The following is a 24258-nucleotide window of genomic DNA, read 5'->3' on the forward strand; positions in this document are numbered from 1 at the left end:
CGCACCATATTTGCACGAAATATTCACGCACAAACATCGACTCGTTCAAGTATACAGATGCTTGTGACATCGACACAAGTGCACAAAACATATTTTTCTTATAATGTAGCTTTTCTTATAAGACTTCAAGCATTACAACAGCTGATGCAAAAGCTGAATTATCGTCTAATAATCCGTCATGACTAAGCGAAATATGCCAACGAATATTATCTATGTGCTCACTACTATCTACACACTCGCTGGACGCACTGAAAAGCGATTTTACAAGTTGCGAATGCACATCTGAGCTGAGAATAATGCGTGGGCAACCATGGGAATCGTCAAGAATCTCAATACTCGCCCACGGCATGTTATCCAGAGTATATGGATAAGGGTTATTTATTGTGCATAACGCCTCGGACCACGCTTTAATCACAGCTTCTTTGCCAGCCCAGCGTGCTGCAATATGTAAAGCTCTCTCATCATTCTTCACTTGCGCACGAAGATCACATTGTCGAAGCTCTCGCACAGAAAACAGCGCACGCCAACCATTGCCATCCTGCGTCTGCTCAGCAAACTGCGCAACGTTTACCAAGTCGTGCCCTATTCCTGCAATCATACACACCTACTTTTAGTACATATACATACTTTTTTATGTTCTACGCAAAAATACTATATAAAATCTTATATAAAATATATTTAAATCAACAATCACTTACGCGCTTTTACTGCAGTAGCAAACGCCGAGAAAATCACGGCAAATGTTTTCCAAAACTACAAAAACGACAGCAAACGCCAGAAAATTATGCACGCTACGACCTGCTTAAGCATGTGCACAAGAAACGCTACAAGCGTGATTAATTCATATACGAATAAATTACTATAAAACGATAAACTTTTAGATAATTTTAAATAATTCGTCGTTATGACAATATTTTATACATAGAGCACCCCCCCCCCCCCCGGCAGGAAATTTTACAGTTATGGAATACTTAACAATAAAAAAATTACGACAAAATAGCAAAAATACGATATAATATTATGCAGCATGTGTATAAGCGTACTTATTGTCTACCGTTGCTTTATGTAAACACAGAATTAGTATTTGAAGAAGAACTAGACACACGTTTATATACGACGCACATTAGGGAACGCTAAATTAAAAAGCACAAGAATAAAGGATTACAGATTATTATGGCAAATAACACTCGCAAAAAGCACGCACACGAGCAAGTTGAGAGCTCGTTTAAAAACGTTGATTCATCTTCTGCGTATGCAACCATGCGAAAGGTGTCATTGAGCACACTTGCCACAGTTCTTACTGCAGCCACTTGCTTGGGCGGTCAGCCACTACTTGCATCCTCTAATATTCTTCTTCCTCCAACTACAGCGGCTTTTGCGCAAGAAGTGCGTAACGCAGACCCTACTCCTTGGCTACATACGCCAAACATTCTTGAGTATCAGCGTTACCGTTACTTAAACAGTAAAGGCGAATTTGGCTACGTTGGAGACGATAAAGTCGGCGACTGGGATAGAATCATCAACAAAACCGACATGTATGCACACGTTCAAGGCGAAGGCAATAACAAATACATGGTTTTCGACGTGTTCTTTAACAACGACGGTAAATCCATGGTTTCTGCATCAACAAAGCATCAATACGTGTGGCAAATTCCTTATGCAATTGCCGATTTAAGCAACGGCGGCTACAAGGGTGACACTATGCGCAATCTTAGATTTGACTTCTACAAGCGAAATGACAAATCACCTCAGACGTATGCAAATCTTTCTCACGATATTACCTTGTTTGAACACGATGCAAGCAAATCTTTCGATCAAGACTTCTTGAAAGATAGCCAGGATCACAATAACTCAACATATCATTACTCTATAGGCGTACGCCCTGGTAGACCAGGCGATCAAGACATAAAAGATAACTTCCATGTTAACCCAAATAATTTGGATTCTGCTATTAAAAAGGCTATCCCACCAAACCAAAGTCCTTATAACAAATACAACTACGGCATTGGCATAACAACAACTCACGTTAATTACGCTGTACGAATGCATTGCGAGTTAAAGCTTCGCCCAGGCGTAACCGATGAAGAAATCAAGAATGCCTTTACTTGGGCAAATAGCAGCTCTTATGGTAGAACTACTCATTCTGCTTACACCTTTATTTCTGGTCGCACAAAAGATGAAAATGTGCCACCTACAAAAAGCGACAATTTGCCTCCAAAGTTATATTTGAACGGCAAAGAGATTGGCGATTCTAACAACAGCATTACCGTGTATCAGGGAGATATTCCTACAATCACTTTCGGCACATCAGATGACAGCGGAAAGGTTAATAGCTTCTCAGTTAAGGGTCTTCCTAACGGTAATGGAGATGTCACTGAAAACAGTAATGGCATGGAAGCAACTGAAGCTAAGCATCACAACCATGTTGTTAATAGAGTTAAGTTTGAATATAAGAACGGCAACACGCCAGCAAATACTGACTACACGGTTACTGTCTCTGCAACCGACGCTTCTGGAAACAAAGTAGAAAAGAAAGTTACAGTACATCTTAAAAATCTGAACCAGAAGTACAAGGCTCCAACCACTACACCGATTACTGTTGATTGGGGACATAAGGCAACTAATGAAGAATTAAAGAAACATGTTTCTAATATTGAAGGCGGTGGACAACTAGATTTCAATACTTTCCCAGAGACTAAACTACCAGATATAGCTTTTAATGGGAAAGATACTGCTACAACATCCACATCAGCAAAAGTAATATATTCAGACAATTCGTACCATATTGTTACGATTCCTGTAATTGTCAGAAAGCCGCTCGCATTGCAACACAAAAGCGAGCTGAAAGATCACGAAGTTAAAGTAAATGTTGGCGACACTCTTACTAAAACAGAAAACAAGGTTGACGCTAAGGAATATCTTGGTATAACCGATAAGAAGGTTAAAGATAACATCAAGAGTGCAGAGTGGGTTAATGGCGAGCCTTCCACAGACGTTGCAGGAAAGAGAACTTACACTGCTAAAGTCACGTTTAATGACGGCAGCACAGCGGAAGAAAAGGTTACTTTCACGGTTCGCCCTCAAAAGCCTAAGATTGAAACTGATTTGACTGGTGTTGCAGGCGTAAAGGGCAAGGAAGTTGTAGTTAATGCAGGCCCTGGCACAGCTGGAAGCACTGTAACGCTTAAAGATAGCAAGGGCAATCAAATTGGAACTGGAAAAGTTGGCAACGATGGCAAAGTTACGATTACAGTTGCTAACGGCATTCCTGAAGGAAGCATTACTGCAGTAACTACTACTGCAGATTCCGTAAGCTCTGACGCAAGCGACGCTAAGAAGGTTACTAAGGATGACAAAGCTCCAACGCTTACTGCTGATAAAGATAGCATTACCGTAAAAGTTGGCGAAGATCTGAAGATTCAGCTTACTGCAAAAGATGATGTAAAGATTGAGTCTATTGACACAGCAACAGCAACGATGGCTTTTGCTCGAAATGATTTCAGTAAGATGATGACTGTCGCAGCGCGTGCAAAAACTGATTACACGAAGAATAGTGATAAGGAAAAGGTTTTCACTTATAGCTTCTCCGGCTTTAAGCCTGAAGAAGTTGGCACTTATACTCTTACGTTCTCCGCAACTGATGCTGCTGGTCACAAAACAGAAAAAACTGTGACCGTAAAAGTGGAGAAAAAAGAAGATCTTCAGCCTAAGAATATTACTGTTGACTTAGGTCACAAACTCACCGAGAAAGACGCCGAAAAAGCTATTGCCAACGGAAGAAAGCTTAAAAAAGCAGGTGCAACCTTCAAGTGGAGCACTGAAACTGGCGGAACTCCAGACACTTCCACTATTGGCAAGGAAAAGACTGGAAAAGTTATTGTAACTATTCCTACTAACGACAAAGATCACCCACAAGTTGAAACTGTTGCCGTTAAGGTAACTGTTAAGGATAGCGAAAGTCCTAAAGTTACGATTCAGCAAAAAGGCGATGGTGGCACATATAACACCATTAATGGTGAATATCCTGATGGGCCAAAACACGCACAAGTATTCACTATCACTACATACCGCGGCGATAAGAACGATATTAAGATTACTGCAACCGATAACAGCGGAAACGTTACAACTCTTGCTTTAACGCCTAAAACTCCAGGCGAGACAGAAAAAGATCCTACTGGAACTGGCACAACTACAGATCCTAAGACTTTGACGCTTGATGGCACTACTCCGCTCAACACTAAGCCTGGCGAGTATACGCGTACCTTAGAAGCGGTGGATCCTTCGGGCAATCTTAATAAAGTAACTGTTAAGTTTATTGTTAAGCCGCAATCCGACAAATATGGTGATGTTAAAGGCAAGCCTGTTACGTACAACATGGGCAGCGGCACAAAGTATCCAGATCCTAAGAGCGGTATTAATGCAGATGATCTAAAGAAACTACCTAGCGACGCTACCTACTCTTGGGCTAATGAACCAGATTGGAATAAGCCTGGCGAGCAGAACGCTACAGTTCGCATAACATTTAAGGACGGTTCAACTAAAGACGTTACTACAACCGTTACCGTTAAGGACGATATCGCGCCTGTTATTAACACACCTAGTACCAATAAGGCAAAGAGAGCAGATACCGATAAAACACCTGAATACTACCAGTTCAAGGTGCATAAGGGCAAGCAGTTCAGCATTGATATCAACGCTTATGACAACAGCGGAAAGATTAAGAGTGCGGAATTTGGTTCGGCTTTGCCTAAGGAAATAACTGGCAGCAAGATTAGTATCACTGATAAAGATAAGAATTCTGCGGAAAAGCCTGCAAAAATTACTATTACAGGTACTGCTAATCGCGCTAATAATACGAATCCTGATGCAAACAAGTGGTCTCGTGATCTTGTTGTTAAAGACGAAGCTGGCAATACGTCCAAGATAAAGGTTCAGATTTCCGTATACACGGATACTGAAGAACACAATGCCACTGCCAAGCAAGTCGATAATCCTAAGGATAACAACGCAATTACCAACGCGATTACCATAACAAAATATGACAATCCAAATACGCCAATCAAAAAAGACGGCATAACATTTGATGTTGGCAATATTCCTACTAAGAATGGAAATTACACTATTCCTGTAACAATTCATTACCCAGATAAGTCAACAGAAAAAGTGGAAGTTCCTGTAAAAATTCAGAAAGATTCAAACGATTTTGAGCCTGAAGGCAAAACAATTGAAGTGTCTTGGCACTCTAGTGCGGAAGAATTGAAGAAAAAGGTTACGTCCTTTGGTGACAACAACGGTCTTAAGTGGAAAAGTACAACAAAACCCGACGATAAAAATAAGCCAACGGTAACTATCGTAAACAACAGTTCCGTTCCAAGCACCGATAAACCTGGCGAGAGCCAAGTACAAGTTAAGGTTACGTATTCGGATGGATCTAGTGACGTTGCAACAGTAACTGTTAAGGTGCTGAATCCACAAAGCGAAACTTATACGCCAGAAGGTCAAACGATTAAGGTTGACTACAGTAAGACGAAGAATAATGATATATCCAGCAAGATTACTGATATTGGCACTGGTAATGGCATTAAGCTAAAGAAGAATGGCGAAACTGCAGAGCTTACAAAGCTTCCAGATGGTGCAAGTATTGCTATTGATGACGAGGCTAAGACTGTTCCAGATGGCACTCAGCCTGGCGATTTCAATATTCCTGTAACCATTACATATAAGGATGGCTCTAAGAGCCATGCAACGGTAACCGTTAAGGTTGGCGAGCCTCAGAATAAGAAGTATGAGCCAAATAAGCCTGATGGAATCAACGTTGGATATGGTAAAACCAAACCTTCTGATGATGACATCATTGCTAAAGTCAAGTTTGACGATAACAACAAACCACCAACTGGTACAACAATTACTGTTGATAAAGATCAAACATCTATCGACACTAAGACTCCTGGAACCGTAAACGTTAAGGTTACTGTTAAGTATCCTGACGGTTCTGAGGATCACGTGGAAGTTCCTGTAACAGTTGGCAATCCAGATAACGAGACCTACAAGCCAAGTGCAGAAGCTATCAACAAGAAGCGCGGAGCGGAAGCACCTACTGCTGATGACATTAAGAATGCTGTAAAGATTCCTACGGTTGATGGTAAAACTCCAGATAAGAACAAAACAACAGTAGAACTTGTAGATTCAAAGGCTCCTCTTCCAACTACAGATAAGACTGGCACAACTAACGTACCCGTTAAGGTCACCTACCCAGATGGTTCCAGCACTGTTGTGCAAGTGCCTGTAGTAGTTACAGATACCGATGCCACTGCGAACACTCCTGCAGTTGACCCTGTGGAAGAGCCGTATGGCACCAGCAGAGACAAGACCAAGGAAGCTGTTAAGAAGGCTGTAACTGTTCCTGATTGGCCAAAAGATTCAAAGAAACAGCCAACAGTCACTATCACAAGCACCGATAAGGATATTCCAGACGGCAATACACCTGGCACCTATCATGTAAATGTAGATGTTCAATATCCTGACAAAACTGTTGATAAAGTTACTGTTGATGTGACTATTAAGAACAAGCAGTCGGATACTTTCGAGCCAACAGCAAAGCCTGTTGTTAAGCCGTATGGCACTCCTGTAAACCCTGTTGACGTAACAGGCAGTGTAACTGTTCCTCATTGGCCAGAAGCAGACAAGAGTCAGCTAAAGATTGAGTTGAACGATCCTAACCAGACTTTGCCAGATGGTAAGACTCCTAAAACCGTAAACGTTAAGGTTAAAGTCACCTACCCAGATGGCACGACTGACATTGTTGATGTTCCAGTAACTATTAGCAACAAGCAGTCTGAACTTTACCCACCTAAGGCAGATAGCATTACCAAGAATAATGGCGAAAAGACTTCAGAAGAAGAAATTATCGGCAAAGTAAGCGTTCCTACTTTGCCAGCAAACGAAAAAAATAAGCTAACTTACTCTATTGCTGATGGCGATAAGTCTAAGATTCCTACTGGAGATAAGGCTGGCAAGTTTGAAGTGCCTGTAACGGTTACGTATCCGGATGGATCAACAACCGTAATCAACGTACCTGTAACTATTAAGGCTCCAACTGCTACGCCTAAAGTTGTGACTGTGCCAAAGGGCGTTGAACCTAAGCCAGAAGACAGCATTGCTAATAAGGATAAGTTCCCTGAGGGAACCACCTTCGAGTGGAAGAAAGACAGCAAACCAGATACTTCTTCGGAAGGAACAGGCAAGCAAGGCAAGGTCGTAATAACAGTTCCAGGTCAAGATTCTGTGGAAGTGCCTGTAACAGTGAACGTTGTTGACCCAAGTGCTCCACAAATCAACGTGCCGCAAGGTAAGGATTTGCCAAAGCCTGAAGATGTAATTAATGATTCCACCGATAAGAACAAATACCCACAAGGCACTAAGTTCGAGTGGAGTAAGGAAGATACACCAGATACCAAGAATCCTGGCATGAAGAATGGCAAGATTATTGTCACTATTCCAGGTCAAAAGCCTGTGGAAGTGCCTGTAACAGTGAACGTTACACCAACTCCAGAAGCGAATGTTGTTAATGTGAAGGTTGGCGACAACCTTCCAGACGCATCGAAGGGTATCGCTAATAAAGATAAGTTCCCTGAGGGAACCACCTTCGAGTGGAAGAAAGATGCTGCTCCAAAGACCGACAAGCCAGGCACCGCTACCGGCACTGTGCTCGTTCATATCCCAGGTGTGAAAGATCCAGTGGAAGTAACAGTTACTGTGAACGTAAATCCTGCGCCTATAGCGAAGGAAACCACCGTCCCACAGAACAGCGATCCAGATCCTAAGAACAGCATTGATAATAGCAAAGATCTCCCGAAGGGAACCACCTTCGAGTGGAAGAAAGATGCTGCTCCAAAGACCGACAAGCCAGGCAATACTACTGGCACTGTGATTGTCAAGATTCCAGGGCAAGATCCTCAAGAAGTGACTGTAAAAATTACTGTTACAGCATCTCCTGAAGGAAAAGACGTAACCGTGCTGCAAAAGACTGACGGCAAGGATACCACTCCTCAGCCAAAGGATGTTATTAATAATCTACCTAAGGATGCTAGTATTTCTTGGAAGAAGAAGCCTGATACGTCAAAGACTGGCAACCAGCCAGGAATTGTGACTGTTAAGGTGGATGGCGAGCCAGATGTTGACATTCCAGTCAACGTGCTCGTTGTGCCAAATCCAAAAGGCAAGACGGTAAACGTGCAAAAAGACTCCGCTTTGCCGGATCCAAAAGACATGATTGCCAATAATGGTGACTTCCCTGAGAAAACCACATTTACTTGGGCAACTAACGGTAAGCCATCAACGTCTAGTACTGGTGAGCAAACTGGAACTGTTGTTGTAAATATTCCGGATATTACAACTCCTGTGAATGTAACAGTAAAAGTAAACGTTGTGGATAAAGACAAGCTATTTATCAACGATGACAAAGCCGAGAACACACCGGATAAGCCTGATAAGACCACTATTACTGGTAAAACTCAGCCAGGAAACACAGTAACTGTCAAAGACAATGACGGTAATACTGTTGGTACTGGAGATGCCAACAAAGACGGAAACTTCACTATCGAAATCGATAAGAAGGATCCTGGTACAAAACTCGAGCTTGTTCCAAGCAAGGGTAATAACGAAGGCACTCCAGTAGAAGTAAAAGTTACTGCTAAGCCACAAAAGCCAAAGATTACGGTACCAACCGACGATCACAAGAACGGCGGAAACGTAACTGTAACACCGCCACACGGCGATGAAAACGTTGTCAAGATTGTGATTAACGACAAGCCAAATCCGCTTAACGGTCCAGAAAAGCCAGAACAGACAATTATTGTCAAGAAGGGTGATGACGGCACGTGGAAGATTGACGGAGACACTCCAGAAGGTGTAACTGTTGATCCGCAAACTGGCGTTGTTACGATTCCGGCAAAAGACTTGGAAGACGGTAGCACTATTACTGCAGTAGCTAAGAACAAGACGGATAAACCATCTGATCCTGCTACTGCTGTAACCGGCTTTAAGACTCCGCAGATTACCAAGCAAACGCTAAAAGACAATCCATATGATTCTACTAAACAAATCATCACTGGAAAGACGCTTCCAGGCGCGAAGGTAATTGTTACCGACGAAAAGGGCAAGGAAATAGGAAGTGGCGTTGCAGATAAAGATGGCAACTTCACTATTACTATCCCGAAGCAAAAGCCTGGTGCTATCGTCACCCTCACGCCAACCAATGGTAAGGGTGATGATGCAAAGACGGGCGATAGTGTAAATATTACTATCGGCGGAAATATTACTAAGCCAAAGATTGACACTCCAACCAATGGTGGCGCTAGCGTAACGCCGGATCTCACGGATACTCGTGTCAACAAGGTTGTAATTACCTACACGCCAGAAGGCAGTGAAACAACCGCAACGATTACCGTTGTTGCTGAAGGCGATAAGCATGAGTGGAAGATTGACGGCTCTGCACCTAACGGCGTGACTGTTGATCCGCAAACTGGCGTTGTTACGATTCCAGCAAACAAGATTAAGCACGGTAGCACTATTACTGCGCAATCAGAAGACAGTAGCGATAAGACTGGCAAGAGCAAGTCAGAAGTGGTAACTGCTAAAGTTGGCGAAAAGGAGAAGCCTGCACCAACTCCAACGCCTATCCCAACAGACAGGCCACTTGTGGTAACACCACAAGATGGTGCCGAGCAGGGCTCTGCAACTGTTACACCACCATCTGACGCTGATTCTATGGAGATTACATACACTCCTGAAGGAACTGGAGCGGCTGGTGAAATACCTGGAATCTCTATTCCTGGTTCCCCGTTGGTTCCAACACCAACACCAACACCTACCCCAACACCTACCCCAACTCCAGCGCCTGATACCACTCCTTCTACACTCGTAACAATCAGAGTGAAGAAAGGAACGGACGGCAAGTGGACGTTTGACGGAAAAGCTCCAGAAGGCGTAACCGTTGATCCAACTAGTGGTAAAGTAACGATTCCAGCAAATAAGATAAAGGACAATACTGAAGTTACTGCAAAATCGACGAAGGGTACGTCTACTTCTCCAGAAGCAAAAGGAACAGCTGGGGCAAACCCAACAGGAAACCCAACGCCGTCTCCTTTGCCGTCTCCTTTGCCGTCTCCTTTGCCGTCTCCTTCACCGCTTCCTGATAAGCTTCCTGACGTTCTTCCTGAGCAACTTCCAGAAGAACCTACTGAGCAAAATCAAAGCGACAAGAAGGAACAAGAGCAAGATTCTAAGGACAATAAGCAGCAAACCCAAACTGCTAAAACTCAAGAATCTAATGAGAATAAGTCTGATTCAGACTCTGTAAAGCAAAATGCAAGCAACGCGAAGAACGTAGCAAATAACGCTCCGGCACGGCACTCATCCGGTAAGGTTACTACTTCAAATCTGAGTAACACTGGAGCCGCTATTGCTGCTGCAGGAGCTGTTGCAGCATTTGCAGTAGCAATAGGTGGAGCGATTGCTGTTATTGCTCGCAAAAGGAAGCGCAAGTAAGGCGTACATGCTGGGAAATAGTCAGCATAAACCACAAAACTAAATAAACTAAATAACTAAATAACTAAATAACTAAATAACTAAATAACTAAATAACTAAATAACTAAATAACTAAATGCTCTGTGGAAGAGAAAATTCGCAAATTGCGATAACTACTCAACCACAGAGCATTTTAATATACAGGTTTTTGCCCACTATTTCGCGTTGACATACTGTAGTGCTCAAAGCGCAGCGAGCGAAGTGCACAACGGTGTAAAGTTTCTGCCGGATTTCGCCTAAAAAACGACCTTTATTTTACACGCCTGTAAAATTTAGGTCGGATTTAAGCTAAAATCCGACCTTTTCTTTACATTTGCAACTACTTAGACTCAGCAGTAGTATCCGTTAGCGTTAAGGCGAGCTTCAGGATTAAGCAACATCGCCTTTTCCGCTTCGTGACCGTCGTAGCGAGTACCATCCGGAAGGCGCGTGCCATCCTTCAGCAAGTGACGATTCTCAACAGGCTCGAACAAAGCAGATCGACCCATCATGCCTTCCTCAAATCGCCTCTGACCTGCAGCCAAACGCGCATTTGCCTTGGTACGCCAATTCTTAAGCGCATCAACACCTGCACTAGCAGCCACAGCAGCCTCAAAAGCACCAGGGTGAACTAATGCCACAAATCCGCTAACATGACCGAAACCGAGCGAAGTTGCGAGAGCAGCCTTCACTGCACAAGAACCTGCACCATCGCCAATACGCATCGGTTCACGCAACCAAACCATGTGGTCGTCACGCGCAAGCTTAGGATCCACGCAGTCAAGTGATGCGTTTCCAGGAATTACGCCACTTCTAAACAGTTGAGTCAAACCGTTGATTTGGAAGATGCACGCACCGCCCTTTGCATGTCCGGTCAGCGTCTTTTGGCTGATTACGAACAGTGGATTTCCGTCCGTACGTCCGATTGCGTGCGCAAGAGTATTGTGCAGCTCGGATTCGTTCGGATCGTTGGCATTCGTAGACGTATCGTGCTTAGAAACCACAGCAATATCGTCCGGAGTAACGCCGAGAGCTGCCAAATCACGCACGAGCTTAGACTTAGCTCCACCCATGCCCGCAGCCAAAGCACCCAAGCCCGGAGCAGGAATAGAAGTGTGAATGCCGTCAGCGTAGGAGTGAATGAAACCAACCACACCAGCAACAGGCAAGCCAAGCTTCAAAGCAATATCGCCACGCGTAACCAAAATCGTACCGCCGCCTTGAGCTTCAAGGAAGCCGCCGCGTCTGCGATCGTTTGCGCGAGAGAAGAATCGTGGATCGATGCCCTTCGCATACATTTCTTCGCTATTGGCAGTTGCGTTCATATTGCCGAAGCCAACTACGGATTCCACGCCGATATCGTCAATTGCGCCAGTTACTACGAAGTCAGCTTTGCCGAGAGCAATCTTGTCGACGCCTTCTTCGAGCGAAACAGCTGCAGTTGCGCATGCAGACACCGGCTGAACCATATTTCCGTAGCCGCCGATATAGGTTTGCATTACGTGAGCTGCAACAACGTTTGGAAGCGCCTCTTGCAGTACGTCCGTAGGAATTTCGTGGTTAAGGAAGCGATCCAAGTACAGTTTTCGCATTGAGCTCATGCCACCGAAACCGGTTCCTTGCGTGGAAGCAACCATTGACGGATGCACAGATTGCAAAATCTCCGAAGGTGTGAAACCAGCAGAAATATAAGCATCTACAGTTGTGACAATATTCCACAACGCAATCGTGTCAACACTTCCAACCATCGAAGCTGGAATTCCCCACTTCAGCGGATCGAAGCCCTTAGGGAATTGTCCACCGACGGTTCTGGTCATTGCAGCCCTACGCGGCACGCGAATCATAGAACCCGCCTTGCGCGTAACAGTCCATTCGCCAGATTCTGCATCACGAGCAATCTCAGTATGCGATTCGTCAAGTGCCACATATTCGCGCGCAATTGTTTCTGTTGGAACGCTGAAACTCACGTCGTGATCGAGGAAGATTTCTGCTTCTTCTTCGTTCGCTCCATCCTTGTAGTCGCCACCCATACCGGTTTCGAATGGTCGAATACCGGAGCGCGCAACTACTTCATCGCGATATTTCTCTGCAATATCTTCTTCTGGAACAAGCGTGCCGTCCGCATCGTACCAGCCTGGCTTTGGCGAATCTTGCCAAGTAAGCAAGCCCATATTCCAAGCCAATTCCAGTACTGCTCCTGCAGAAAGCTCCACGGATCCATCTTCGCGAATTCCAAGTTCTGCTTCGAAACGAGTACGTCCGGAACCCCACGGTCCAAGCTCGCCGACTGAGACGATCACAATTTCGTCTTCTGGACGCGCTGTTACGTTCTTCCAATCAGCCAAGTTGACTCGCGGCTGAGTTGGCACGTAAGGGGTAGGAAGTGCTTTGTTGGTTGATTTAGCAGTTGATTCTGCAGCTTCTTCTGCAGCTTCTTCTGCAGCTTCTTCTACAGCTTCCGCCGCTTCTTCCGCAGCTTCAGCACGCTTCTGATCTTCCAGCGCTTCTGCACGAAGAGCATTCAAATCAAGAGGCTCCTTGCCTAATCCACCCGTAAAATCAACATCCAAAGGCGCAATTGCAGCCTGTTCGCGCGCTTCCTTCGTGCACAAATCGAGCAAACGATCTGCCATTTCTTGCGTTGAGTAGGTAGTTAAACCATGACGTTCAACTACAGCCACAAGCGGATCATTTCCACCCATTAAGCCGGTTCCACGCACCCATCCAATCTTAGGATGCGCAAAAGTCACGCGATCCGACCACACACTTTCTGCATGTGCACGGTTCACAATCGCGTCGAAAGCACTCTTGACTTCGCCATAAGCACCATCGCCGCCAAACATACCGCGGTTTGGAGAGCCAGGTAACACAACGTGCATACGATGTTGCACATCAGTATCTGCTCCAATCTGTGCAAATCCGGCGATTGCACGCTCCACTCCCCACAGCATTAATCGCGATTGCGATTCAAAAAGCGAACCAGAATCAGCCAAAGTGCCGTGAACTGGAGGCGCTGCAAACGGGAAGAACATGCTCGGCTCGTAAGCAGGCTTCAAAATAGTAGTAGTTGCGCCGCTAACTTTCTTCGAAACTGTGCCAACCCACTTTACAAGCGCGTCGACATCGCGATAACTAGACAAGTTTGCTGGAACAAGCCACAACTTTGCGCCCATTTGAGCGTTTTCGCGATACGCTTTCTTCGCCCAAGACTTAACGCTCGGCTTGAAACTGTGCGAAGTTGCGATAACCGTAGCTCCACCCTTAAGCAAGCCCGTTACTACGCGAGCAGCAATCGAATTAGGAGCAACGCCTGTAACCACTGCAACTTCTCCTGCAAAACGAGTCGCTTGAGCAGTATCAGCGTTGTTTTGCGCAAGTTTAGTGCGAGAATCGTGAGCAATATCATTAAATATTGTTGCAAGATTGTTTAATTCGCGAGATTTAGAAAGACTTGCAAACCACTCAGCTTCCGAAGCTACTGCTTCCCCTGCACCAAGGAAACTACCAAAATCATTTAAGATTTCAGAAACTTCATTTACCTGAATATCAACATTCTTTCCAGCATACTTGTAGTACAAGCGCGCAACGTCTTCACGAGCAGAGGCCCAGCGGTCGTCGAAAAGAATTGCCTTACGCTCATCAAATCGAGGAGCAACTTGCTTTGGCCAATCCGCACCAAGCTCAGCTTCAACAGCAGCTACAACAGCAGCATTTTCGTCACTTTCAGTTTCTGCTTTAGGAGCCTCAACACCAAGCTTTGCTAGCACAAACTTAGCAGTTGCAGCAAGTACGCCATCTGCGCCAACAACCTGCTGAGCGAAAGCGTCAAGAGCTGCAGAATCAACAACAGCACCGCCTGCGCCGCCAGCAGCACCAGGCTGAGAAACGCTAACGCCGTGAGCTTGAGCAACTTGCGCAATTGCTGCATCGATTAAAGCGTCAGCTGCAGCAGTATTCTTTGCAGGATCAGTTGAAAGTTGCGCAAGATTTTCACCGCGCACGCTAGCACCTTCACGCGTTTGCAAAACCAAAGCCGCAAGAACGTGCGCACGCCAGCCTTCACCAAGCTGCCAAACTTCCAAAATACGCTTGTCAATTTGCGCTGGTTTCACACCGGCTGCACCGAAAAGCGCACGCAAACGTTCGCGCACAATATCGGAAAGCACAGCACCAAAAGCTTTATAGCGAGGAGCAACCGAATCAACTAACTTTTTAAGCGCACTCATTGGAGCTTCTGCAGCACCATCCACGCTTGCCACGCCAAGCTCGGAACTAATATCCATAAGAAGCTGGTTTCTGCGCGAAGATACACCGTTTGTAAGCGTATCAGTTGTATCAGTGTCTCCGATTTGGTCAAGACGGATTTTTGCACTATACGCAATAAGCATTGAGATTGCGTCGGATGCTTTGAATGGCAAGTCTGCTACAGGTCCGCTTGCTGCTGCATTAGCTGCAGGAGCAGCAGAGACAACATTTGCTGCAGGAGATGCAGGAGCAGCAGTCGCATCAGCAGTGCTACTTGCTTCTTGACTATCTTCCTCAGTAAACACTTCAGGCACAAGCGAATCAGTGTCAGTCATATAAACGCGGCCTTCATCACGACCAACGTTGTAAACAGTCACTTTTTCGCCACTAAACTCCGGCAAAGCAAGAGTTTTAGCACCAAGATTTGCCAAAGTTGGCGCGTTTCCTAAACCAACTTCCACGTACTCTTCAACGCCAAGACCACCGCGAGCGCGATCGGCAAACATAAGAGCCTGCGTTTCAATCCAACGAACTGGAGAAGCGAACTGCCATGAAAGAAGCTCCGTAAGAAGCAATCTACCAAGCTTTTGCTCATCCTCTGCATAAGATTTCCACGTAGTTTCATCTTCCAAAGCTGCTTCAATGCGCTCAGATGGCACAACATCCAAAATCTTTTGCGCAAATTCTCGCGTAAGCTCAAACGGGCAAGCCACGAGGTTTGGAATGTAACGATCTACAAGCACAGAGTAATCAATATGCTTCGGCAGCAGCGAATCGAGCTTGTCGCGGAATTCCGGCACACCCTTTCGAAGAATTCGAGAGTGGAACGGCACGTCAATTCCTGGAACAAACATGAATGGAGGCTTGCCGCCATACTCCTTAGCGCGCTTAGAAGCGTCTGCCGCCAATGCCTTCAAGCCTTTAATAGTTCCAGCAATTGCGTACTGCTGACCTGCCAAGTTGTAGTTTACAATTTGCAAGAATTCGCCAGTAGCCTTGGAAATGCCATCAACGTAAGCGTTCACACCTTCGTCTGATACTCCAAACTGGTTTGGTCGAAGCGCACCCATGCGGTAGTTCGAGCGACCTTGCGCATCGCGCTCAATCAAGTGATGCATTGTAGATCCGCGGTGGAACACCAATTCAAGCACAGTTTCGAGTGGAATAATTTGCGCGAAGGAGCTCAAAGCATTGTATTCGCCAAGCGAATGTCCTGCAAAGTAAGCAGGCCAAATATCGCATCCTGCCTCACGCAAACGCGCGGTTTGCGCAAAGGCAACTGTTGCGAGCGCAACTTGCGTAAATTGCGTTAAATTAAGCAATCCTTCAGGATGGTGATAAGTTACGCCGTGAGCAGTAAGCTCCTTTGGATTATCGCGCACGACTGCGAGGATTGAGAATCCAAGCTTTTCGCGAGTAAGCTTGTCTGCTCGCTCCCAAGTATCGCGCACTGCAGGTGACTTTGCGCGCTCATCCAGCGACATTCCTTGCTTTTGGATACCCTGACCTGGGTATACGAATGCTGCACGTGGAGCGCGAGTAAGTGCGCTTGCTTTAGACACGATTTGCCCATCAACTCTGCATGTAACTTCCAAAGCAAGTCCGCCGCGACGAACTTTTCCAACGCGTTCAACTGTGATTTCTACTTCGTCATCAAGCTGAACCATGCCGTACATGTTGTAGGACCAACCAATGAGCTCGTAGCGAGCACCTTTTTCATCAACCGCTTGAGCCACATGCTGAGCTGTTGCAGAAAGCCACATACCGTGTACCAAAGGAGCAGAAAGCCCGGAAATTGCAGCACCTCGTTTAGAAGTGTGAATTGGGTTGAAATCTCCAGAAGTACGCGCGAAAGCGGTCATATCGTGAGGAGCGCGAACGACTACTCTGCGCAAAGCTCTGCGAGGAGTGTCTTCAATTTCATATCCGTGCAATCCTGCAGCTTCGCCATATTGCGCAGCTGGAGCAGGAAGCGCGTTGCTGAAGCTTCGTCCACGAATAGCAAAACGCTCAGTTTCATGAGCCAAACGAGTTCCATCTGCAGCAGTATGCACTACGTGAATAGTTACCACGCGTCCGGAAGCAGATTCTGCATACGGCTCAGCCCAGCCGAGCAAATTAATTCGCTTGTCGACATACTTTTTAAAGTCTTCAGCATCGACGTCAAGCTCTACTAAATGATCTAAGTGAACAGCGTTAAGCAGACCCTCAATAATCGGGTATCCATCAACCATTACGGAACCCAAAGCCGAGTAAATAGTCGGCCAAGCAGGACCTACTAACGCGTCTGGCACAATGCGAGAAGCAAGCAATCCATCTGGAAGTCTTCCAGCAGTAGCAGACTCGTGATCAATTCCAAGATTTCTTGAGAAAGTATAGGAAGAATGAACCAATCCAAACGGGAAATCTCTATAACCTTCTGCGAGCAAATCTTCCGGCAATTTTGCCAAACTGCCATCTTCTTTTACTGTTTCAACCTTAGGCATAGCGTCAAGCACATCGCCAGTAATCGCTGTATTTCCAATACCTGCGGTTGCTGCAAGCATTTCGTACACGTGCTTTGGCAAGCGCTCGCGGTCAACTACTGGTATGCTTCCAGCTTGACTTGCGTCAACAGTTAGCGGAATTACAATATCTCGTACTGCATGCTTGCGTTTTGGCGAGTTTGCAGCATTTTTTGTAGAGTGTTTTGCTTCCTGATTTTCTTGATTATCCCAGAATGTATCTAGCTTAATATCTAAATCAAGCGAAATTACGTCATTATTACTAGAAGTTACTGTAATTACGTAATTTTCGTCTCCTAAAGACGTTCCGTAAGCAGGGTTTGCAGTTACATGACCAACCCAAGAAATATTCGGGCATGCGCGCACGTAAGCTTCAACGTTTTTAGCATCAGCAATCTGACTAAAAGCAGATTTTGAAGACTTGCTCGCCGCATTTTCCTTATTTTCTGCTTCTACTCCAGTTTTAGATCCAGATTCTGCACGATTGAGCACAGCCGCTTCAAAACGTCCCAGAATATCGGCAATCGGCTCATCCATAGTCGTAATTCCAGCCACGGAAATCGGTCCTGGAATTACACGCACAGCATCTGCCGAGTAACGCGAATCTTCCGACTGCCAAAGCTGATCTTGACCCCACCAACGCAACAAATCGTTGTCAATAACTGGCACGAATGGCATTGGCTTAGGGTATTCGCGCACCAAAGTTGGGAACCAAGCGGCATCCATTGGCACAACGTTCATCTCGCGAGCTTGAGGCAACGCATCAATCAGCGTATATAAAGCAGCTTGAGGGTGCTTAGAAACTTCTTCAATAGAAGGCAGAATAGAAGTAAATTCGCCTGAATCTTGATTAATTAAACGCGCTTCAATACGCTGTAACAAATGCATGTAGCGATCTGCGTAAGTCGGATCCACCCAAGGGTATGCCAAATCTAGGAAACGTTGAGCAAATTGCAAGTAAGTCATGCTTTCTACGTCACCAAAATATGGCTTTGCAGTAGAGTTAAGCGCTTCGATTACTTCATCGCGACGTGATTCAAGCTCTTCAGGATGTTTCATCATATGAACGAGCAATCTACCGCAGCGAGCAGAAGCGTTTTCTAACTCGTAAATATCTGCGTGCAAATGGCTTAAACCACTCGTCACACCGCCAATCACTTTGCCAGAAGGCACCCAACGCTCACCCATTGGCGCGAACGGATCCCCATCAAAACCTTCAATGCTAGAAGATTTTGGCATCGCAATACCCGGAGTTTCCACAAGCATACGCTTTACTTCAGGGCTTGTATGCGCTTCTTTTGCTGTCATTGCAGCTGTGCCAATCATTACAGCATCAACTGGCATATTTGGCAAACCGTATTCACTCGCCCATTCACCAGAAATGTAGTCTGCAGCACGCTCAGGAGTGCCAATACCGCCACCTGCAACAAGCACCAAATTCTCGCACTCACGCACTTGCGCGTAAGTTGTCATAAGCAAATCATCAAGAGATTCCCACGAATGGTGACCACCTGCAACACCGCCCTCAACCTGCACAATAATCGTGGCTGGAGCAACAGCCTTAGCAATTCGCACAACTTGACGAATTTGATCAACTGTTCCAGGCTTAAACGTTACGTAAGGGAATCCATCAGCTTGCAAAGATGCTACTAATTCCTTGGCTTCGTCAAGTTCTGGAATGCCTGCAGAAATAACTACACCATCAATAGGAGCTCCCGACTGCCTCTTTTTTGGCACGATTCGCTTCGAACCAAATTGCAAATTCCACAGGTAGCGATCCATAAACATGGCGTTAAATTCAATAGTTGCGCCTTCACGAAGCTGATTTTCAAGCGACTTCATATGACGATCAAAAACTTCTGCAGTTACTTGACCGCCGCCAGCAAGCTCAGCCCAGTAGCCTGCATTTGCTGCTGCAGCAACGATTTCCGGCTCTACTGTCGTTGGTGTCATTCCTGCAAGAAGCACAGGAGCTTTGCCTGTAAGCTTGCTAAATTTGGTAAGTACTTTGCGTCCTGCAGGCGTGTTGATTACTCGAGGCGCAAAATCAGCCCAGCAGCCCGTACGCTCTGGCTCAGAAGCAGAGTCAGCTGTCGAAAGCTCTGCACGCGAGCGCAAGGTAGCAGCCTCTACTATTCCAGCGCCGGTTCCTTGCACAAGTACTCCAGTAAGCTTTCCGAGAACTTCGCTAGGACCCATGTCTAAAATCCAAAGCGAGCGCGCGTCGTTTTGCTCCAAAACTTCGCCAATTTGCGTAGCCCAATCAACAGGAGTTACAAGCACTGCATCAGCCAATTCGCGAGCAACTGTAGTGTTCAAACCAGCCTCATCCGCCCACTCTACTACCTGCTCAACTGCAGATTGAAGCATTGGCGAATGGAATGGCACTGTAACATCCAAATATTCAGCGACTGGCGCAAATACAGCTCCACCGCGAACTTTCATTTCGCGCAATTTTTTCGAACGCTTTGTTTCTTTTTGCGCTTCGTTTGCAACAGCTTCCATATCTTCCGGGTATCCTGCAATAACCACGTGATTGTAAGCGTTTTTAACAGCAATTGAGATTTCTCCGCGCGTGCGCTCTACGCGGGAAATTAACGCTTCTGCCTGCTTTTTAGTAACTCCTTTAAGTGACAGCATTGGCGTATGCTCGCCGTCACCAGTAATTTCAAGCATTCGAGATTCACGATCTCCTGCAGCTCCAATTAAGTAGGCAATTGCGAGTAACTCTTCGATTTGAGCACGAGCCTTCTGCCAAGACTTTGCTTTTATGCGAGCTTTTACCATTTCTGCTGCGATTACGCCTTGAGAATGACCCAAAACTGCGCATGGCTTGTTTACTTCAAAGTTGTATCCAAGATTTGTTAAGTCGCGCACTGCACCGAACTGTGCAAGCGTAATTCCAGGCACACTAAGAAGCGCGTTTGCAGCGTTAATATGCTTATTTTCTAGCGCGTCAAACACGTTTATGTCGCCGCCTGCATTTGCTAAAAGCTCAGAATAAATTGGCGATAGCAAAGCTTTTGCGCCTGCTTCATACTCGTGAAGTTCTGCGTTTAATTCTTCGTCTGAACTAAGCTCGCGCAAAGCTTCAACCCACGGAGTTGACTGACCTGCAAACACGAGTGCGTGCGGATTATTAGCGAGTTGGTCAAAAAAGTATGTTGTCATGATGTTTCCTTCTCGTTGATTTGGATAAGTTTTATAAATTCTGTAAGTTTTGTAAGGTTTATAAATTCTGTAAGTTCTATAGTTTTTAGTTATAAGTTTGATAATTCCTATAATTTTTATAAATCTGCTTACATTGGCTGATTTCCGTGATGCTTTCCAGTTCTGGAAACCCGCTTTTTACTGCGCAAAAGTTTCAATGAGCCAGCAATCATATCGCGAGTCTGCTCCGGGTCAATCATTGCGTCAATCTGCCCAGTTTCCAACGAAAGATTTGCGTTAACAGTAGTCGCCTCATACTCGTCAACCAGCTGCTTTCTAAGAGCTGCAACGTCTTGTCCACGCTCTTTAGCTTTTTGCAAATCTTTACGATGAATAATATTCACAGCACCTTGCGCACCCAAAACCGCAATCTGGCTGGTTGGCCACGCGTAATTTACGTCCGCACCCATCGACTTGGAACCCATAACGATATAAGCTCCACCGAAAGCTTTACGCAAAATCACCGTAACCAGCGGAACCTGCGCGTTCGCGTACGCATAAATCACTTTCGCGCCTCGGCGAATAATTCCTGCGTGCTCTTGATCTGAACCAGGCTTATAACCAGGAGTATCTACTAGAGTCACCACAGGCAAATTAAACGCATCACACAATCGCACAAATCGCGCGACTTTTTCGGAAGAATTTACATCCAAAATACCAGCGTTCACCTTCGGCTGATTTGCTACGATTCCAACAGGATGACCCTCAATGCAAGCAAAACCAACCACTGCAGAAGCAGCATACAATTCCTGCACTTGCACGAACTCACCATAATCAACAATTCTGCGAATCACGTCGAGCACATCGTAAGGCTGACGGTCGTTATCTGGCACAATATTCGCCAACTCGCGCGCAGTTTCGCGATCGGCACGAGTAGCAGAATATGCAAAAGTTGGAGGCTCTACCTCGCAGCTAGATGGCAAATAAGCCAAAACTGTGCGCGCGTAGTCAATTGCGTCAGCTTCATCCTCTCCCAAATAGTGAGCGACACCGGAAGTTGCGTTATGTACAAGACCGCCGCCTAAATCGTCCATGCTAATAGCCTCGCCGGTTGCAGCTTTAACAACATCCGGACCGGTTACAAACATGTTTGAGTGCTCGCGAGTCATAATAATCAAATCTGTTAACGCAGGACAATAAACTGCACCACCAGCGCAAGGACCCAGAATAATTGAGATTTGCGGAATTAAGCCGCTCGCTTCGCAAGTTTTTTTGAAGATACGCCCGTATTGCATAAGCGCGCTCACACCTTCTTGAATGCGAGCGCCGCCGGAATCAATTACGGCAACAACTGGCACGCGAAGTTCAACAGCCATATCTAAAAGATGGCAGATTTTCTCGCCTTCAGCTTTGCCTAAAGTTCCGCCACGCACGGAAAAGTCTTGTGCATAAACTGCAACTTTTCTGCCATAGACTTCGCCAAATCCGGTGATTACAGCGCACCCTGCAACGTCGTTATTAATGTCACCACCGTTAAAACGTCCGATTTCCACGAACGATCCGGTGTCAAAAAGCAAGTCAAGACGCTCTCTTGCAGTTGACTTTCCTTTTGCGTGCTGACGTTCTAAAGCTTTTTGTTCTGCGTCACGAGCAAGTTGTGCTGCGTGCTGAACTGCAGCTTTTCCGCGACGAGGCTGCAAGTTTGTATCGTCAGCAGAGCTATTAACAGAAGAGTTATTAACTGTTTTCGCTGAAGTTTCAGAGATTTCAGACTTTTCTTTTACTAAAGCGCTCATTTCTGCTCTCCTTCCGGCTTTTCATCGCTTTTTTCGGAAGATTTTTCTGCGCCTTTATCTGCGCTTTTGTCTCCAGCAAGATCAATCGTCACAAGCTTTGCGCCCGATTCCACGCCGTCACCAGGCCCCACAAAAATTCCAGTAACAGTACCAGCAGCCGGCGCGTAAACGTAATTTTCCATCTTCATAGACTCAAGCACCACAAGCAAATCACCCTTAGCAACCTGCTGTCCTTCAGCCACATTCACGCGCGTAATAACAGCTTGCATAGGCGCTGCGATTACGCCAGGAATCTGCTTTTGTTCTTCAGATTTGTGAGTACTTCCGCGAAGCGAACGTCCGCGCAAAGGCTGCGAAGCTCTAGAAACGCTACGAACTCGCGCCGAGCCAGTCAAATTATCAACAATATCTTGCGGAATCGTAAGCTTTACGCGCTTATTATCAACCTCAATAATGAAGGATTCCATTGCAGGCTGCTTATTTTCGGATTCATCCGCAGACTTTCCAGAAACAAGCGAAGCCGGCTGACCGCCCAAGGAAGCTGCAGGAACTCGGTTCAAATACTTGCGTTCCATCCACTTAGTAGACACGTCAAAACTGTGATTTTCCGCAGTAAACTCAGGGTCGTTAAAAATCTGCTCAAAAAGTTTTGCTGGAGTTGGCACGCCCTCAATACAAAGTTCCTTCAAAGCGCGACGCACGCGAGCGACAGCAGTTTCGCGACTTTGCGCAGTAATAATAAGCTTGCCCATCATCGAATCGAATTTTGGCGAAATATTATCGCCAACTTCAACACCAAAATCGACGCGAATACCAGGACCGGAAGGCCACTTTATTTTCGTCAAAGTGCCGGAACTTGGAGTCAAATTCGTAGCAGGATCTTCCGAAGTAATGCGAAGCTCGAAGCTGTGTCCGCGAGGTTCTGGATCCTTAATCAACTCGCCGCCGTCAGCAATATTGAGCTGTTCTCGCACTAAATCAAGTCCACTAACTTCCTCACTAACCGTGTGCTCAACTTGCAATCGCGGATTAACTTCCAAGAAGTAGACTTTATGCTGAGAAGTCACCATATATTCGCACGTGCCAAGACCAACGTAGTCAACAGCTTCAAATAGGTTACGAGAATATCGGTAAAGCTGATCTTTTTCATCGTCAGTCAAGAACGGTGCAGGAGCTTCCTCAACCAGCTTTTGGTTTCGGCGCTGCACCGAGCAATCGCGCGTGGAATATACGGTGAAATTTCCGTGAGCGTCGCGGCCGCACTGCGTTTCAACGTGGCGAGCCTTGTCGATAAAACGCTCAATAAAATATTCATCTAAGTCGCCGCCCTGAAGAGCGTCGTGATTCATGTAAAAGCCTCGCAACTCGTCATCGTTACGAACGACTGTAATGCCGCGTCCGCCACCGCCATCCGTGCGCTTCATCATCACAGGATATCCGTGCGTTTGCGCAAAAGTTAAAAGTTCTCGAATATCTTTTACCGGCTCCGAAATGCCTGGAACTGGCGGCACTTTCGCGCGAACTGCCACGCGACGAGCCGTAATCTTATCGCCCAAGTCAATAAGCGCTTCTGGGCGAGGACCAATCCAAATAACCCCAGCATCGTTAACTTTTTTCGCAAAAGACGCAACTTCCGAAAGGAATCCGTAACCCGGGTGCACGGCATCCGTGCCGCTTCTTTTAATAATGTCAAGAATCGCGTCTTCGTTTAAATAAGTATCGCGATACGTGTCTCCGGAAAGTGCGTATGCTTCGTCTGCCATTTCTACAAACTGCGCATTGCGATCAGTAGGTGCGTAAATAGCAACGGTAGAAATGCCCATTTCGTGAGCCGTGCGAATAACTCGCAAGGCAATTTCACCGCGGTTTGCGATGAGAATTTTTTTGATATTCGTAACCATACGTTACAAGATATTAGAAAAGTTGCGTTTACGGATGAGTCGACATACACAAAAGCTAGAGCAAAATTTTGTACACTTCTCCAATGCACATGATT

At 45.9% G+C, this 24258-nt stretch carries 5 protein-coding genes; 1 reads left to right on the forward strand and 4 read right to left on the reverse strand.

Annotated features, from left to right (window positions below):
* Positions 1–115: 115 nt before the first annotated feature.
* Positions 116–598 carry a holo-ACP synthase gene (locus HXT44_RS06070; RefSeq protein WP_421782814.1) on the reverse strand — a complete coding sequence of 161 codons (483 nt, stop codon included), beginning with the start codon at positions 596–598 and terminating at the stop codon, positions 116–118.
* A 575-nt stretch (positions 599–1173) separates the two neighbouring features.
* Here HXT44_RS06070 and HXT44_RS06075 point away from each other — a divergent pair.
* Positions 1174–10548 carry a Rib/alpha-like domain-containing protein gene (locus tag HXT44_RS06075; protein WP_421782816.1) on the forward strand — a complete coding sequence of 3125 codons (9375 nt, stop codon included), beginning with the start codon at positions 1174–1176 and terminating at the stop codon, positions 10546–10548.
* Between the two features lie 369 nt (positions 10549–10917).
* Here HXT44_RS06075 and HXT44_RS06080 read toward each other — a convergent pair whose 3' ends face one another.
* From HXT44_RS06080 to HXT44_RS06090, 3 genes are all read right to left on the reverse strand, one after another.
* Positions 10918–20487, reverse strand: coding sequence for a fatty acid synthase subunit beta domain-containing protein (locus HXT44_RS06080; RefSeq protein WP_421782818.1), 9570 nt, complete (start codon positions 20485–20487; stop codon positions 10918–10920).
* A gap of 128 nt (positions 20488–20615) precedes the next feature.
* On the reverse strand, positions 20616–22262 hold the full coding sequence (locus HXT44_RS06085) for an acyl-CoA carboxylase subunit beta (protein ID WP_004106297.1): 1647 nt from the start codon (positions 22260–22262) through the stop codon (positions 20616–20618).
* A complete protein-coding gene (locus HXT44_RS06090; RefSeq protein WP_004106295.1) occupies positions 22259–24163 on the reverse strand; it encodes a biotin carboxylase N-terminal domain-containing protein in 1905 nt (634 codons plus the stop codon). Before HXT44_RS06090 ends, HXT44_RS06085 begins: the two co-directional genes overlap by 4 nt.
* Positions 24164–24258 lie beyond the last annotated feature (95 nt).

The organism is Gardnerella sp. DNF01198P (assembly GCF_049244165.1).
GTDB classification, from domain to species: Bacteria; Actinomycetota; Actinomycetes; order Actinomycetales; family Bifidobacteriaceae; genus Bifidobacterium; species Bifidobacterium swidsinskii.